The organism is Synechococcus sp. C9 (assembly GCF_022984075.1).
Lineage (GTDB): Bacteria > Cyanobacteriota > Cyanobacteriia > Gloeomargaritales > Gloeomargaritaceae > Gloeomargarita.
This window is the reverse complement of record NZ_JALAAD010000001.1, coordinates 1,813,758-1,828,691: the sequence shown is the minus strand read 5'-3', so window position 1 is coordinate 1,828,691 and position 14,934 is coordinate 1,813,758. Positions and strand designations below refer to the sequence as shown.

General features: G+C 50.8%; 11 protein-coding genes and 1 CRISPR repeat array. Of the genes, 9 read left to right on the top strand and 2 right to left on the bottom strand.

All coding sequences use genetic code 11. The features are described from left to right. Positions 1-136: 136 nt before the first annotated feature. The 6 genes from MLD66_RS08945 (at position 137) to MLD66_RS08920 (ending at position 8,355) form a co-directional block, all read left to right on the top strand. Positions 137-724, top strand: coding sequence for a Uma2 family endonuclease (locus MLD66_RS08945; RefSeq protein WP_247217091.1), 588 nt, complete (start codon positions 137-139; stop codon positions 722-724). 96 nt (positions 725-820) lie between these two features. Beyond that, positions 821-1,165, top strand: coding sequence for a hypothetical protein (locus MLD66_RS08940; protein WP_247217089.1), 345 nt, complete (start codon positions 821-823; stop codon positions 1,163-1,165). Next, on the top strand, positions 1,155-1,418 hold the full coding sequence (gene csx18, locus MLD66_RS08935; RefSeq protein WP_247217087.1) for a CRISPR-associated protein Csx18: 264 nt from the start codon (positions 1,155-1,157) through the stop codon (positions 1,416-1,418). Before MLD66_RS08940 ends, csx18 begins: the two co-directional genes overlap by 11 nt. Continuing rightward, positions 1,418-2,407: a CRISPR-associated endonuclease Cas1 gene (gene cas1, locus MLD66_RS08930; protein WP_247217085.1), complete on the top strand. Its 990-nt coding sequence runs from the start codon at positions 1,418-1,420 to the stop codon at positions 2,405-2,407. Before csx18 ends, cas1 begins: the two co-directional genes overlap by 1 nt. Position 2,408: 1 nt before the next feature. After that, positions 2,409-2,687 (top strand): CRISPR-associated endonuclease Cas2, encoded by a 279-nt coding sequence (gene cas2 / locus MLD66_RS08925; RefSeq protein WP_281438446.1) that lies wholly within the window; start codon positions 2,409-2,411, stop codon positions 2,685-2,687. A gap of 180 nt (positions 2,688-2,867) precedes the next feature. Further along, positions 2,868-5,842: a CRISPR direct-repeat array (repeat unit 36 nt; unit sequence CTCCCCACTCGCTGGGGAACTCAATAAATTGGAAAC). 170 nt (positions 5,843-6,012) lie between these two features. After that, positions 6,013-8,355 (top strand): VIT domain-containing protein, encoded by a 2,343-nt coding sequence (locus MLD66_RS08920; RefSeq protein WP_247217081.1) that lies wholly within the window; start codon positions 6,013-6,015, stop codon positions 8,353-8,355. Positions 8,356-9,286: 931 nt separating this feature from the next. Here the strand turns inward: MLD66_RS08920 and MLD66_RS08915 are convergent. Beyond that, positions 9,287-10,303 (bottom strand): hypothetical protein, encoded by a 1,017-nt coding sequence (locus tag MLD66_RS08915; protein ID WP_247217079.1) that lies wholly within the window; start codon positions 10,301-10,303, stop codon positions 9,287-9,289. A 7-nt stretch (positions 10,304-10,310) separates the two neighbouring features. Continuing rightward, positions 10,311-11,783 (bottom strand): leucyl aminopeptidase, encoded by a 1,473-nt coding sequence (locus MLD66_RS08910; RefSeq protein ID WP_247217077.1) that lies wholly within the window; start codon positions 11,781-11,783, stop codon positions 10,311-10,313. A 356-nt stretch (positions 11,784-12,139) separates the two neighbouring features. Between MLD66_RS08910 and MLD66_RS08905 the strand changes: the two genes are divergently transcribed. The 3 genes from MLD66_RS08905 (at position 12,140) to rimO (ending at position 14,836) form a co-directional block, all read left to right on the top strand. After that, on the top strand, positions 12,140-12,538 hold the full coding sequence (locus tag MLD66_RS08905; protein WP_247217076.1) for a hypothetical protein: 399 nt from the start codon (positions 12,140-12,142) through the stop codon (positions 12,536-12,538). 17 nt (positions 12,539-12,555) lie between these two features. Continuing rightward, positions 12,556-13,200, top strand: coding sequence for a Uma2 family endonuclease (locus tag MLD66_RS08900; RefSeq protein WP_247217075.1), 645 nt, complete (start codon positions 12,556-12,558; stop codon positions 13,198-13,200). Between the two features lie 313 nt (positions 13,201-13,513). Then, positions 13,514-14,836 (top strand): 30S ribosomal protein S12 methylthiotransferase RimO, encoded by a 1,323-nt coding sequence (gene rimO, locus MLD66_RS08895; protein WP_247217074.1) that lies wholly within the window; start codon positions 13,514-13,516, stop codon positions 14,834-14,836. The last annotated feature ends 98 nt before the right edge of the window (positions 14,837-14,934 follow it).

Here is a 14,934-nt window from a genome sequence, read left to right as displayed (position 1 = left end):
ATTTCATCGTGGGAATACCCATATTACCCAGAACCGAGGGCGCTACGACCGCTAACGTTGAATTGATAGAGGTGCCTAGAATCATAATTGAGTCCTGCGCTTTTATAATACATTTATCCCCCAAGGATTTGTACCTATGGTTGCCCATTCCCAATCCCTTTTGCTTTCGGTGGCTGAATATCTTCAGATGGAACGTATCAGTCTGGTCAAACACGAATATATTAATGGTGCAATTTATGCAATGGCGGGCGCAAATGATGCCCATGTCACTATTGTTTTGAATATGGCGGCTCTATTACGAAATCATATCCGGGGCAGTGGCTGTCGGGTGTACATCACAGATATGAAGGTACGCCTCGAAACCCCTAATTGTTTTTATTACCCGGATATTATGGTTACGTGCAACAGTCGTGACCGGGAAAATTCTACCTATAAATGCTTTCCTAAGCTGATTGTGGAGGTACTTTCAGCATCAACAGAAGCCTTTGACCGGGGGGATAAATTTGCTGATTACCAAACCCTGACAAGCCTTGAAGAATACGTTTTAGTTAACACCCGACACCAACGGGTGGAGTGCTTTCGTCGGTATGGTGATGGTATGTGGATACTGCAATCCTATACCCCGGAATCAAAATACTTTACCCTCCAGAGCGTGGAATTGACCGCAACATTGGCAGAATTGTACGAAGATGTGGAATTAGCAACAACCCCCAATGAACCATAGGTAATCCATTGCCAATCGCTGATCCCTGTCATCTGTCTGGAAATAGACCCTTCTAAACCCTTTTAGGATAGGGATGTTGGGTTTGGGAAAACTTTGATGGATAGACCGGAAGACATTATTGCTGAGGAACAGCAAAGAGACCGAGAAAGGGAGATTCGGCGGGTGTACCACCTATCCCAGCGCGCCTATTGGGTCACGGTGTTGTTGGGATTATTGATTCCCATTGGGGCATATCTTTACACCCGACGGTGGCGGGCAATGTTGATTTTTCTCGCACTAGCTGGGTTAATGGGTGTGATTTTTACGCCCGAAAATGAGTCGGAAGAATGGGAGCCATCCCCAGTTTTAATGGTTTTGGGGGGGCTGGGCGCAACGGCAGATAATGTGCAAGCCATTCGTTGGGCACGCCGGAAAATGGGGGAGCCAAATCATGAGACGTAATCGGTGGTTAATTCGACGGGCGAGAAATTTCCTAGCCGCCCTGGTGAATGGGGGAATTACCTTCACAATTTTATTGATTGCTCCCTTGGGTTTGGCGGCGGTAATGATTAATACAATTCTCGTCATGGTGGGCACTTTTTTGGGGGAGGAAATCACGGACTTTTTGGTGGGAATATTGCGCAAAAGTATTGCCGGGGAAATTGAACCGGATCACCTGCACACCAGTATCACTCGCTATCGTGACCGGGAGTAATGCGGACGCTTTATCTTTCGCAACAGGGGTGCTGGGTAACGCTTAAACAGGAGTCTTTGCAGGTATTATCTGGCAGACAAGAACTGTACACCGTACCCCTGCCCACCCTGGAGCAGGTCTTAATTTTTGGGCACGCCCAGATGACCACCCAGGCGGTGCGAGCCTGCTTGAGCCGGGATATTCCCATTGCTTATTTGTCCCGGATGGGCTACTGCTACGGGCGGGTCATGCCGCTGGAGCGGGGGTATCGGGGTTTGGCGCAACGGCAACAGTCTCTGCCGGAGCAATGGCGGTTGCAGACGGCTCAGCGGATTGTGCGGGCGAAACTGCTCAATAGTCGGGTGGTATTGATGCGTCAACTGCGGGAAACGGCTACGGAATCAGGGGCACTGGCGGTACAGAGTTTGGGTTATTTGGCTATGCAAGCGTTGCAAGCAGGGAGTCGAGAGCAATTGCGGGGAATCGAGGGGGCAGGGGCGGCAGTCTATTTCCCGGAATTGGGGAATTGCCTACGGCAGCCAGGGTTTATGCTCCTGACTCGGACACGCCGTCCGCCAACCAATCCTGCTAATGCTCTGCTGAGTTTTGGCTATAGCGTCCTGTGGAATCATTTATTTAGCCTGATCGAATTGCAGGATTTACATCCATATGAGGGGTGTTTTCATCAAAGCAATCCCAAACACGCGGCATTGGTTTCTGATTTGTTAGAGGAATTTCGGGCACCGATTATTGACTCATTAATGTTAAGTTTAGTCAATCGGCGTATCATGAATTCTGAGGAGGATTTTCACTATGAAAAGGGGGGATGTTTTTTGAATGAATCGGGGCGAAAAAAGTTTTTGAAAAGTTTTGTGGAGCGGATGTCGGTTAAAATAAATACCGAGGATGGAACCCAGCCTTTTTGGGATGTATTAACGCAACAAGTGCGTCAATATAAACGGTGTATTTTTAACCCAGAACAAAGGTATCAACCCTATCAAATTCGTTAAAATGCTACTGTACATAGTGTGCTATGATACGCCTTCCGATAAGCGACGCAAAAAAATGGCAGATTTGTTAGAAGGTTATGGGCGCAGGGTGCAATACAGTGTGTTTGAATGTGTTTTGCCACCAGACAAATATCAAGAATTAAAAAAGCGTTTACGAAAGCGATACAAGGAGGGAGAAGATTGCATTCGATTTTATCCCATTTCGCAACACACTATCGGGCAAGTCGAGTTATGGGGTGGACCGCCACTCGCCCAAGAACCGGATTCGGTGATTATCTAATGCGAGGATCGAGCCAAAACCGGGAAATGCCGATTTTTCCGTTGGGATGCTCGATATGGCTCCCAGACGGGGTTTGGGGTAATTTTTCGGGGTCAGAAACAGTACAATGTATAACAATTTTGCTCTCTGCTCGCAAATGCCCCTTGCCATTCCCTATCCATGCGGGTTTTAATAGGGTGACTCCCCACTCGCTGGGGAACTCAATAAATTGGAAACGGGGGATGGCCGCCAACCGGCGGCTAAGTAGGCCTCTCCCCACTCGCTGGGGAACTCAATAAATTGGAAACGGCGTTGTCCTTTGGGTTGATTGGGGCGTTGAGAAGATCTCCCCACTCGCTGGGGAACTCAATAAATTGGAAACTTGACGGCGGTGGCGGTGATTTCTTCTTTATTATCTTCTTCTCCCCACTCGCTGGGGAACTCAATAAATTGGAAACTCAAGCGTTCCAGATTGGCCGCTAGAATCAACGCGCTCCCCACTCGCTGGGGAACTCAATAAATTGGAAACTTTATCGAGCGGGGGTAACTCGAGTCTATATAAGGTTTCTCCCCACTCGCTGGGGAACTCAATAAATTGGAAACATGACAACATTAGACTCTATAATAGCGACGCACGCCTCCCCACTCGCTGGGGAACTCAATAAATTGGAAACTGGCAGCGTTGATTACCGTGATTTTACACGGGTTGACCTCCCCACTCGCTGGGGAACTCAATAAATTGGAAACTAATTGCCCAGTCTCTACGCTGGCGTTGGACTTTCTCCCCACTCGCTGGGGAACTCAATAAATTGGAAACACTTTCCCACGATCCAACCGCTGGTGCGGGGGGATAGCGCTCCCCACTCGCTGGGGAACTCAATAAATTGGAAACAATCACATTGCATCCTTAACGTGTGATTGTTCCCACGATATCTCCCCACTCGCTGGGGAACTCAATAAATTGGAAACCTCACAAATTAGCAATTCGATCCGTTTCAAACGCTCCTCCCCACTCGCTGGGGAACTCAATAAATTGGAAACGACGGGTGGTAGAGTCTCCCGGTTTTGCCTACAAACTCCCCACTCGCTGGGGAACTCAATAAATTGGAAACCTAATTGAACAAACTACACAGCGGGCTTTGGAGTTTCCTCCCCACTCGCTGGGGAACTCAATAAATTGGAAACTATTCACGCCGGATTGCCAGGATAATCCCGTGCCTGGCTCCCCACTCGCTGGGGAACTCAATAAATTGGAAACTCGACCGGGAGATCCGGGTGGAGCTCTTGTCCCTATTGCTCCCCACTCGCTGGGGAACTCAATAAATTGGAAACGGGTATATCTACCCCTTCGTTGTACACTCTGGTGGCCTCCCCACTCGCTGGGGAACTCAATAAATTGGAAACTTGGTCGAAAGTGGACTTACGGCAGTATGACGAGTTCTCCCCACTCGCTGGGGAACTCAATAAATTGGAAACCCACGTGGGGTTGGTTGAGGTCGAGCAACCATTCAACTCCCCACTCGCTGGGGAACTCAATAAATTGGAAACAAGGCAAGACGTCGGCGGGGGTGTGCGGCTTTGGACTCCCCACTCGCTGGGGAACTCAATAAATTGGAAACCCACTGTAGGAAACAGAAAAAACCCGGAGGAGGGCTTCCGTCTCCCCACTCGCTGGGGAACTCAATAAATTGGAAACACTCCCCGCTTTTCTCGAGAGAAGTGTAACTGGAACCTCCCCACTCGCTGGGGAACTCAATAAATTGGAAACATCACTAGCCGCCATTGTTTTGTGGCTCCCAAGGGGTATACTCCCCACTCGCTGGGGAACTCAATAAATTGGAAACTTGGCTAGGAACAAATCCCCCTCTGCCATTGATTTCATACTCCCCACTCGCTGGGGAACTCAATAAATTGGAAACCCCTTCTTACGCTCCTCTAACCGCAGTTGGACAACGACAGCTCCCCACTCGCTGGGGAACTCAATAAATTGGAAACAGAAGGCTAAAACCGCCTCAAACGCATACATAAAGGATTCTCCCCACTCGCTGGGGAACTCAATAAATTGGAAACTGGCAATTCCCCCCAAGGTTTATCCACAACTTTGATCCTCCCCACTCGCTGGGGAACTCAATAAATTGGAAACCTTTAGATTAACCTAGGCAAGCCTAGATGTCAACAGATAGCTCCCCACTCGCTGGGGAACTCAATAAATTGGAAACAACCGTTCGGTGTTTCAAAGCTATCACCTGCGCCAGGGAACCTCCCCACTCGCTGGGGAACTCAATAAATTGGAAACAACCGTTCGGTGTTTCAAAGCTATCACCTGCGCCAGGGAACCTCCCCACTCGCTGGGGAACTCAATAAATTGGAAACTTACCTTGACAGTAATTCAACACCTCCATTAGCTCGGCTCCCCACTCGCTGGGGAACTCAATAAATTGGAAACTCTTTATCAGCTCGTACTAGCGTACGTAGTGACGATACTCCCCACTCGCTGGGGAACTCAATAAATTGGAAACTCCCAAAAAAAGGGAGCGATGCTTTGATGAAATTCAACTCCCCACTCGCTGGGGAACTCAATAAATTGGAAACCTTGCCCATTGCTGGCAGAACGGGTCGTCAAAGAACCTCCCCACTCGCTGGGGAACTCAATAAATTGGAAACCTGCCACATTTCCAGCACCATTCCCGACCGGCATACTTCATCTCCCCACTCGCTGGGGAACTCAATAAATTGGAAACGGGGTGTCTTGGAATCTGCTCTGTACCCAGAGCATCTCTCCCCACTCGCTGGGGAACTCAATAAATTGGAAACAACTCCTCCTGGTGGAGGAATTCGAACCAAGCTCTGTCTCCCCACTCGCTGGGGAACTCAATAAATTGGAAACTGCACATCCGGGAAATTCCCGGTTAGCCCATGAAGCTCCCCACTCGCTGGGGAACTCAATAAATTGGAAACTCAACTCATTACACACCCGCACATCTTTACTTTTCATCATCTCCCCACTCGCTGGGGAACTCAATAAATTGGAAACATGAATGGTAGAGCCAATTCCGCTTGCTTGCCATCTCCCCACTCGCTGGGGAACTCAATAAATTGGAAACTCGAGAGAGCCTCGTTTTCCGAGACCTCCCAGTAGTCTCCCCACTCGCTGGGGAACTCAATAAAGGGCACCTTATTTATTTGTATTACCAAAAGGTTATCTCGCTGGAATGCCAATATTATTGAGAACCAAATACGGGGGCGGTGCCCCTGCCAACTCCTTATTAGGGCGATTCTTGGAAGAGAGCTATTCTAGTTAGGGTTATTCTAGGTACATCCACATTGATTAAGGGGTAATGGTTGTATGTTTTCTACTGCTACAGCACCGGCGGGGTTGTACACCACTACGGGCACGCCTATTCCTTTGCGGGGCGTGGATTTTCAGGTAGTCATTCGGGATATGGGTGCCCAGGTGACGGTTTCCCAACATTTTCAAAATGAGGAAAGTAACCCAATTGAGGCGGTTTATTCGTTTCCTTTGCCAGAATCGGCGGCTATTTGTGGGTTTGAAGTGCGGTTGGGGGAACGGGTGATTACCGGACGGGTGGAGGAAAAAGAAACAGCTTTTGCCCAGTACGATGAGGCGATCCGGGAGGGGCATGGCGCCTATTTGGTGGATCAGGATCGCCCGAATATCTTCACAATTTCGGTGGGGAATTTACTGCCGCAACAATCAGTGGTAATTCGTATTTCCTATGTCCAGGAATTGGAGATGCAAGCAGACAGGGGACGGTTTGTCATTCCTACCACAATTTCCCCTCGTTATGTGCCTGCCCAGCAGTTGGAAACGGCTCCTGCCGCTGAATTATTGCATATCAATCCGCCCAGGGTATTGGGGACGTTGCCCTATGGTTTGACCATGCGTGTGGACATGGCAACCAGTAGTCCGATTCTGGGGTTAGAATCTCCTTCTCATCCGATTCGCTTTACCCTCCAAGACGGTCGGGCAAGTGTGGAATTGGTAGGTGAAAACATCCAACTTGACCAGGATTTTGTTTTGAACTACACGCTACAAAAATCCCCTGAACCACACATTCTTTTGGGGAAAGACATCGGTTCCGATGGATTTGTGGTGATGCTGAATTTTTGGCCGCAGTTGGAAACCCAGCAACAGCAACCCCAGGAATTTATTTTTATCATTGACCGCTCAGGTTCGATGGGAGGGGAGAGTATTCAGCAAGCCAGAACTGCCTTGTTGCTGTGTTTGAAATCGCTACAACCGGGGGATCAATTCAATATCTATGGCTTTGGTTCGACCTATGAAAAACTGTTTGAACGCAGTCAACCCTACACAGCGGAAACCCTAGCAACAGCGACTCAGCACGTGCAACGTTTAGATGCGAACCTGGGGGGGACAGAAATTTATGCCGCTTTAGAAGATGCCCTATCTCGTGTGGGCAATTTGGCGGCGAATGTGGTTCTGCTAACGGATGGGCAAGTCGGTAATGAACCAGAGGTAATCCACTTGGCGCAAAGGTATCGGGGGCGGGTGCGTATTTTTGCGTTTGGCATTGGTCGGGGAGTAAGTGAACATTTGATTCGGGGGGTGGCGCGGGCGACAGATGGTGCGGCGGAATTTATCTTTCCAGGGGAGCGCATTGAACTCAAGGTGATGCAACAGTTTTACCGGATGGGGGTGCCCTACGCCGAACAGGTGCAGGTGGATTGGGGTGGCCTGTCGGTGGAGGTCGTGACCCCCAGGGTTTGGCCGCCACTTTTCCATAATCAGCGTTGGACAGCCTACGCCCGAGTCAGTCAATTATGCGCTACGACGGTTCGCTTGCAGGCGGTGCTAGCGGGGCAAACCTACACCTGGGAACTGCCCCTTGACCCGGAGTGCGTGGATGAGACCCCGGTGGTTCCGTTGCTGTTTGCCCGCAGTGCCATTCGGGATTGGGAAGAACTCCCCAGTCAGGGGACGGGTTCCCGACAGCGGGAGCGCAAGGAAGCCTCGCAACAGCGGCAGGAAGCGCTGGTGAATCTGGGTTGTCGGTATCAGTTAATGTCTTCGGCGACGAGTTTTGTGGCGATTGAACAGCGACCCGATGGGGATAAAACCGCAGAAATCAAACTCCGTAGGGTGCCCATTGCGCTCACCCGGGGCTGGGGTGGTTCCCAGATCGCCTCCTCAATGATGCCTTCGGGATCGAGAAGCACAATTGCAAGACATGCCTTTATGGCACGGATGTCTCCTCCCCCAACCAGTGAAGAAAACATTATTGTCGATATTGACCTATGCCAATACGAAGTTTTCGATGAAACAGACTCTGATGAGGAGCGTCTTACCGATGAAAAAGACAATTTCCGATTACTGTATGAACTGGCTACCCATCAGACCTATGAAGGTTGCTGGGCACTGGAGAGTCAGGTTGTGAATACGGTGAATGGGGATGCCAATCAACTCAAGCAAATGGCTACCCTGTTAAATACGACCCCTGAAGAAGCCGAACGGATTATTGCAACCCTTTTCGTTCTTCGTTTTCTAAAAGACCACTTTGCTAATTCAGAATTGCTGTGGCAACGCCTAGCACAAAAAGCGGAACAATGGTTACGCCATCTCAGCACAACGCCACCTTTAACAGACCCTGAGCCTGCTGATTTAGTCGAGCGTTGGCAGACTTGGTTCGCCCAGCAATTGGGAGCGTAACTTGGCTAGGGTTGTGGGGTCATCAACTGCCCTGCAACCCATTGTTTCTCAAGGGAGTAATGATCTACCGGGCCAACTTTTTGGAAGCCCCGTTGATCATACAAGTCACGCAGTTTGCGGGAACGCTGGATAGGGCACCTCTATCAATTCAAAGTTAGCGGTCGTAGCGCCCTTGGTTCTAGGTAATATGAGTATTCCCACGATGAGATTTATGGCTACGCCACGCAGGCTATGGATTGGCTCAAATAATATAGAGATGCCCTTGAGTGGAAAGGCTGGTTAGAAGAGCATCATTCATGGACGGGGAAATAGAGCCATTTAGAACACCAGTTGCAGGGGCACCGCCCCCGTTCGTGGTTCTGGAGAATTTCTGTGCGTTAATCAAATAGGATTCCCATAGCAATCCTAAATGAGAATAGAATAGGGGTCGCAGGGGCACCGCCCCCGTTCGTGGTTCTGGAGAATTTCTGTGCGTTAATCGAATAGGATTCCCATAGCAATCCTAAATGAGAATAGAATAGGGGTCGCAGGGGCACCGCCCCCGTTCGTGGTTCTGGAGAATTTCTGTGCGTTAATCAAATAGGATTCCCATAGCAATCCTAAATGAGAATAGAATAGGGGTCGCAGGGGCACCGCCCCCGTTCGTGGTTCTGGAGAATTTCTGTGCGTTAATCGAATAGGACTGCTATATATTCAAACAACCACACATAAATTGATCACGACTTTGGGGGGAGAAAAATTTTATCTAAAAACTTTGATATAAAGCAGAAAAGACACCGACGACTGGCCGTGTTTCGTCTCGGTGTCCCTTCTGGTTCGCTCCTCACACACTAGGGTTACTATAACAGCAGATTTACGGGTTTGTCACCCTCTCCATTGATAAGAATTTCTTGGCATAAAAGCCCGAAAATGCCGAAATTTGCTGATTCTACTAATTCTTAACCGCCAAGGCTCCCCCCGGCACCAGGTCTTCCAGGATGAACCGAATCCCCCGGAAGTGGTCAATGACTGGGTTTTTCAGCCATTCCTGACTGACAAAATACTGGATCAGTTGCCCGGAACGACGGCTGGCAGGGGTACCCAGTAAACCCAGGTAGTAACTGGCACTGTGCTGGCTATCGGGGCGAGCCAATTGGGGCAATTGGTTAAGGCGTTGGATGGTGCGCCAAAATTGGGTTTGCAGGACATTCCAAAAGTCGGTGTAGCGCATATTGCTAAAGGCTTCCGCCACCAGGTCATGGCGATCCTGGATCAAAATCGTTTGCCCCCGCAGTCCCGGCGGCAATTCCTCCAGGAGAATCACCGGTCCGTAGCCCAGGATAAAAACCTGCTCCTGCCAGCGGGTATAGGTGCCGAAAAAATGCCCCAGGATATGGGTCGCCAGGGCGGTGATGATCAGCCCTTGACTGTGGGCAACCACCAGCACCGGTACCCCCGCATGAATCCCCTGGGCGAGTTCATAGGCTAAACGCAGGGTGGCACAGGAGGCTCCCGCCGGGTAGTCCCCGTAGAGGTACTTGAGCAAATCCTGCCAGGTGAGTTGGTTGATAAACGGCAGTTGGCGGAGCAGTTCCCCATCCAATAAACCCGTGCCAGGGGCGGCGTGGGGGAGGTATTGGTGCAGGTCTGCCGTAGGGGGCAAATCCGGACAGCGGAGTAATTCCTGGAGCAGTTGGCTATAGCCCGCCAGCCGTTGCTGGGTTTCCCCGGTATCCTGCTGGTATTGCCACAACTCCGAACGACCGAGAATGCTCTCGAGGACATCCGTTTGCCATCCCAAGCTGGCGTTGTGTACCCCCCGGATATGGGCGGTGGGCGCCATGCGCTGGAGGGCTTGCAGGTCCCGTTGGTGGTTATCCACCCCGGCGGTCACCCCGTTAATATGCAGAATCAACCGGCTCCGAGCCGCACCGGGATTCAGTTCCAGTACCTCACCATCCAAGGTCATGGGGAACCTACTGGCTCACCAGCCATTGCATTAGTAACCGCACCCCGAACCCGGTGGCACCCGCTCCAGAGTAGGCATTGCCCTTTTCGCTCCAGACGGGACCCGCCACATCCAGGTGCGCCCAGGGGGTTTTTTGGACGTACTGTTGCAAAAATAACGCCCCGGTGATGGAACCGGCACTGCGACCGCCCGCGTTTTTCATGTCAGCGATGGGGGATTTCATGCCCTCAAAGTATTTTTCTTCCAAGGGCATCCGCCAAATTTTTTCCCCGGTCGCCGCCGATGCCTGGAGTAATTGCTCCGCCAGTTCATCCTGGGAACTCCACAAGCCCGCAATATCATCCCCCAAAGCCACAATACACGCCCCGGTCAGGGTCGCCAAATCCACGATGGCATCCACCTCCAGCTTTTCCGCATACACCAGGGCATCCGCCAGGGTCAACCGCCCCTCCGCATCGGTGTTATTCACTTCAATGGTTTTGCCGTTGCTGGCGGTGAGAATGTCCCCCGGATGCATGGCATGACCGTTGATCATATTTTCCGTAGCGGCAATAATCCCATGCACCAGCACCGGCGGTTGCCATTGCCCCAAGACCTTGAAACAGCCCAAAACGGCGGCGGCACCAGCCATATCCATCTTCATGGTTTCAATACCGCCCTGGGTTTTCAGATTCAACCCGCCGGAATCAAAGGTGACCCCCTTGCCCACAATGGCGAGGCGTTTGTGGGGGGTGACTGGTGGGGTGTAGGTGAGATGGATAAATTTGGGGGGCGTATCCGACCCCCGTGCCACGCCCAGAAATGCCCCCATCCCCAAGCCTTCACAGTCCTCCCGTTCCAGAATCGTGACATTGAACCCGTAGGTCTGCGCCAGGGACAGGGCGGTTTCCGCCAAAGTCGTAGGGGTGACCAAGCTGGCAGGAGCGGCTACCAATTCCCTTGCCAAAATGACCCCCGACACCAATTGTTGCGCCCGGGTAATCCCCTCGGCTCCCCCATCAAGCCCCAGAAATTCCACCTGTTCCAGCACGGGGGGTTTATCTTCCGGGTCGGATTTGAAACGGTTGTCCTGGTGGAGGGCGAGGAGGATGCCTTCGGTGAACGCCCCGGCTACCTGGTCCGCAGGCTGGTCACTGGGGGGAAAATATAACCCCAGGCGGTGGGCTTTCTGGGATTTGGCGGTTTTGGCGGCTGTGGCTGCCGCTTTACGATAGGCTTCCAGGTTGACCGTATCCGCTTTCCCCAAACCCACCAGAGCCAGTTTTTTCACCGGGCTACCCGCCCCTAATCGGGTCACACTAGGGCTACCGGGTTTGCCCTTAAATTCGGTTTCGGTGATCAATTCCTGCACCGCCCCCCCCAAGCGGCTATCCACCTCAGCGACATCGCCGGTCAATTCCACCTGGTCTTGCCAAAAGCCGATACATAGTAAATCGCCAGTCCAGTCCTGGGGGCGGGTGGTCACCGTCAAAAAGTCCATAACTTTCCCATCAATACGGCACAAACTCTATTGTAGTTCGTAGGCAGGGCGGGAGACTGATTCCTGTTGGCATAGCCGTCGTCGGGTCAACCCTTGGCTTTTTAGGATACCTGTCTTAATCTGGAATCAATGGTCACAGGGGCGCTACTTCCGTTTCTCACTAACAAAGGCTACGCCAGTACTGTACTAAGTTTACCCGAATTGTGAGCAAAAATTTTATGCTTAGAAAATCAATTGTTTGGGGGCATCGTTCCCATCTACATCTGATTGCCTGCGTGGTGTAGCGATAGGACTTTGAGATTGCTATAGTGTCAATAGGTAGAGACAACCTTTCGTCAATCCCCCAAGCATAATCCATGAATTTTTTCAGTGAAATTGCTCAAAAACTAGCTCCCCCTGGCTATAAGCGTTTAGCGGGTTCCCTTGTTCGACAGATGACTGGGGGAAAATCGGTAGTCAAATTGTCCCCGGAAGCCCAAGTCCGCAATCATCTTGCCCAGAGCATTCCAGGAAGCCAGACTGAAGTGACTACTGAATTTGGTCGCATTGATATTCTCACTCCTACAGAAGTCATCGAAGTTAAGCGGGCAACCCAGTGGAAACAGGCAATTGGACAGGTAGAAATTTATCTCCACGCCTATCCCAATCACCGACCTCGTATTCATCTTTTTGGTAAAACCAAGCATAAAACGATGATTCAAAAACTATGTAAAAATAAAGGAATTCGTTGTACCTTTGCATCCGAAGATACATAGACGTTATTTGATTAATCATGGTTAGCACTGCACCCCCAAATGTGACCACCGATGCTTGGGTCAAAGCGGACTGGGCAGAGTTTTTAACTGTGGCGGCTCAGTTTACGGATGAAAAAGCCCGGTTTTACTACGATAACCACGCCATGAGGGTCGAAACCACACTGATTGGGTCAGGACATAGCCAGGCTAATACCATTTTGACCCTAGTTGTGACCCTTTATTGCATGGCAAAAAATATTCGGATTGTCGGCTTTACCAATGGCAGTTTTCGGCAAGCGGGGGTGCGAGAATGTCAGCCTGATTTAGCCTTTTATGTGGGGGATGATTTTCAAATTCCCCCCAAAACTTCCCAACCCATAGAAATTAATGAATTTGGGGCACCCCATTTGGTGATTGAAGTAGCCGCCACCACCCTCAACGATGACCTCGGACGCAAACGTTTATTATACGAACGGTTGGGGGTACAGGAGTATTGGGTGGTGGATGTGGAAAGTGGCGAAGTCATTGCTTTTGCCGTATCCGATGGCGGCAGTCGGCAAATTCAAGTTTCCCAAGTTTTACCCGCCTTACCCATTGCCATTGTGGAGCAAGCTTTAACGCAGAGTCAAATAGCAGATGACCGCATGATCCATCGCTGGTTGTGGCAAACCTTTCAACAGTAAATTAAGGCACTTTTATTAATTATTAATTATTAATTTGATTAAATTGTTAGGACACCTCTATGTATTTGCCACCACTGGCAGATTATTTCGCTAAAATGCTCATATTATCAAGAACCAGGACGGGGGCAGTGCCCCTGCGCCCCATTTTTAGAAGTGCCCTTTAGTTAGATTTAGATAATCCCGAATCGCTGATTCTAAGAGTGTGACCCCTGGATTGGGTTTTTGGGTTTTGCCAACGGTACTAGCGGGCAAAATTGCTCTAAATTGTTCTATATTAAGAAATGCTCTGTTCATTAACAACGTTACCCCAACCATGCCATCCCGTCCCAAGGTTGCCTTTACCCATCTCGGGTGCGAAAAAAATCGCATTGATACCGAACATATGCTGGGGTTGTTGGCGACAGCGGGTTATCAGGTGGGCAGTGACCCGGAAAGTGCGGATTATGTGATTGTCAATACCTGTAGTTTTATGGAAGCCGCCCGGCAAGAATCGGTGCGAACCCTGGTGGAACTGGCGGAAGCGGACAAAAAAATCGTGATCACGGGCTGTCTGGCGCAACATTTTCAGGGCGAATTACTGGCGGCTATCCCCGAAGCGGTGGCGCTGGTGGGGACGGGGGACTATCAACACATTGTCCAGGTGCTGGAAGAGGTGGAACAGGGGCGCAAAGTCTCCCAGGTGACGGCAAAACCCACCTATATTGCGGATGAAACCGTGCCCCGCTATCGTACCACCTGTGCGCCCGTTGCCTATCTGCGGGTGGCGGAGGGCTGTGACTATCGCTGTGCGTTTTGCATTATTCCTCACCTGCGGGGTGACCAACGTTCCCGTCCGATTGCCTCGATTGTGGCGGAAGCCCAAGAATTGGCGGATCAAGGGGTGCAGGAATTGATTTTGATTTCCCAAATCACCACCAACTACGGGCTGGATTTGTACGGGAAACCCCACCTTGCCCAACTCCTTTATGCCCTGGGGGAAGTGCCCGTGCCGTGGATACGAGTGCATTACAGTTACCCTACAGGTCTCACCCCCGAAGTCCTGCAAGCCTTTCGAGACGTGCCTAATGTCTTGCCCTACATTGATCTGCCCCTGCAACATTCCCACCCGGAGATTTTGCGGGCGATGAACCGTCCTTGGCAACAGGAAGTCAATGACCGGCTCCTTGACCAAATCCGGGAAAAACTCCCCGATGCGGTGATTCGGACGACCTTTATCGTGGGATTTCCAGGGGAAACGGCGGAGCATTTTGCCCATTTATGTGATTTCGTAGAGCGACACCAATTTGATCATGTGGGGGTATTTACGTTTTCGGCGGAAGCGGGCACTCCGGCGGCAACACTCCCTGGTCAAGTTGCGGAATCGGTGAAACGACAACGCCAAAAAGCCCTGATGCAAAGGCAACAGCCCATTTCCCTCGCCAAACATCAGCAGTACGTTGGTCGGGTGGTGGAGGTATTGATCGAACAGGAAAACCCGCAAACGGGTGTGAAAGTCGGTCGGTCAGCCCGTTTTTCCCCGGAGGTGGATGGGCAGGTATATGTGTCTGGCAGGGCGGAGTTGGGGTCAATTGTGCCGGTGAAAATCACCCAAGCGGAGGTCTATGACCTCATGGGCACAACCGTCATTGACTCATAAAACCAGAATATCTGTAGCCTATGTTATGAAATGGTTATAGCTTAGCCAAAGTCAAAGAAGTTACCTGTAAATATCACCCAGTAGCCATATTAATGGTG

Bases quoted from the DNA above. Each gene is read 5' to 3' on its own strand.
- MLD66_RS08945 (WP_247217091.1), top strand. From the start codon at position 137: ATGGTTGCCCATTCCCAATCCCTTTTGCTTTCGGTGGCTGAATATCTT.
- MLD66_RS08940 (WP_247217089.1), top strand. From the start codon at position 821: ATGGATAGACCGGAAGACATTATTGCTGAGGAACAGCAAAGAGACCGA.
- csx18 (WP_247217087.1), top strand. From the start codon at position 1,155: ATGAGACGTAATCGGTGGTTAATTCGACGGGCGAGAAATTTCCTAGCC.
- cas1 (WP_247217085.1), top strand. From the start codon at position 1,418: ATGCGGACGCTTTATCTTTCGCAACAGGGGTGCTGGGTAACGCTTAAA.
- cas2 (WP_281438446.1), top strand. From the start codon at position 2,409: ATGCTACTGTACATAGTGTGCTATGATACGCCTTCCGATAAGCGACGC.
- MLD66_RS08920 (WP_247217081.1), top strand. From the start codon at position 6,013: ATGTTTTCTACTGCTACAGCACCGGCGGGGTTGTACACCACTACGGGC.
- MLD66_RS08915 (WP_247217079.1), bottom strand. From the start codon at position 10,303: ATGACCTTGGATGGTGAGGTACTGGAACTGAATCCCGGTGCGGCTCGG.
- MLD66_RS08910 (WP_247217077.1), bottom strand. From the start codon at position 11,783: ATGGACTTTTTGACGGTGACCACCCGCCCCCAGGACTGGACTGGCGAT.
- MLD66_RS08905 (WP_247217076.1), top strand. From the start codon at position 12,140: ATGAATTTTTTCAGTGAAATTGCTCAAAAACTAGCTCCCCCTGGCTAT.
- MLD66_RS08900 (WP_247217075.1), top strand. From the start codon at position 12,556: ATGGTTAGCACTGCACCCCCAAATGTGACCACCGATGCTTGGGTCAAA.
- rimO (WP_247217074.1), top strand. From the start codon at position 13,514: ATGCCATCCCGTCCCAAGGTTGCCTTTACCCATCTCGGGTGCGAAAAA.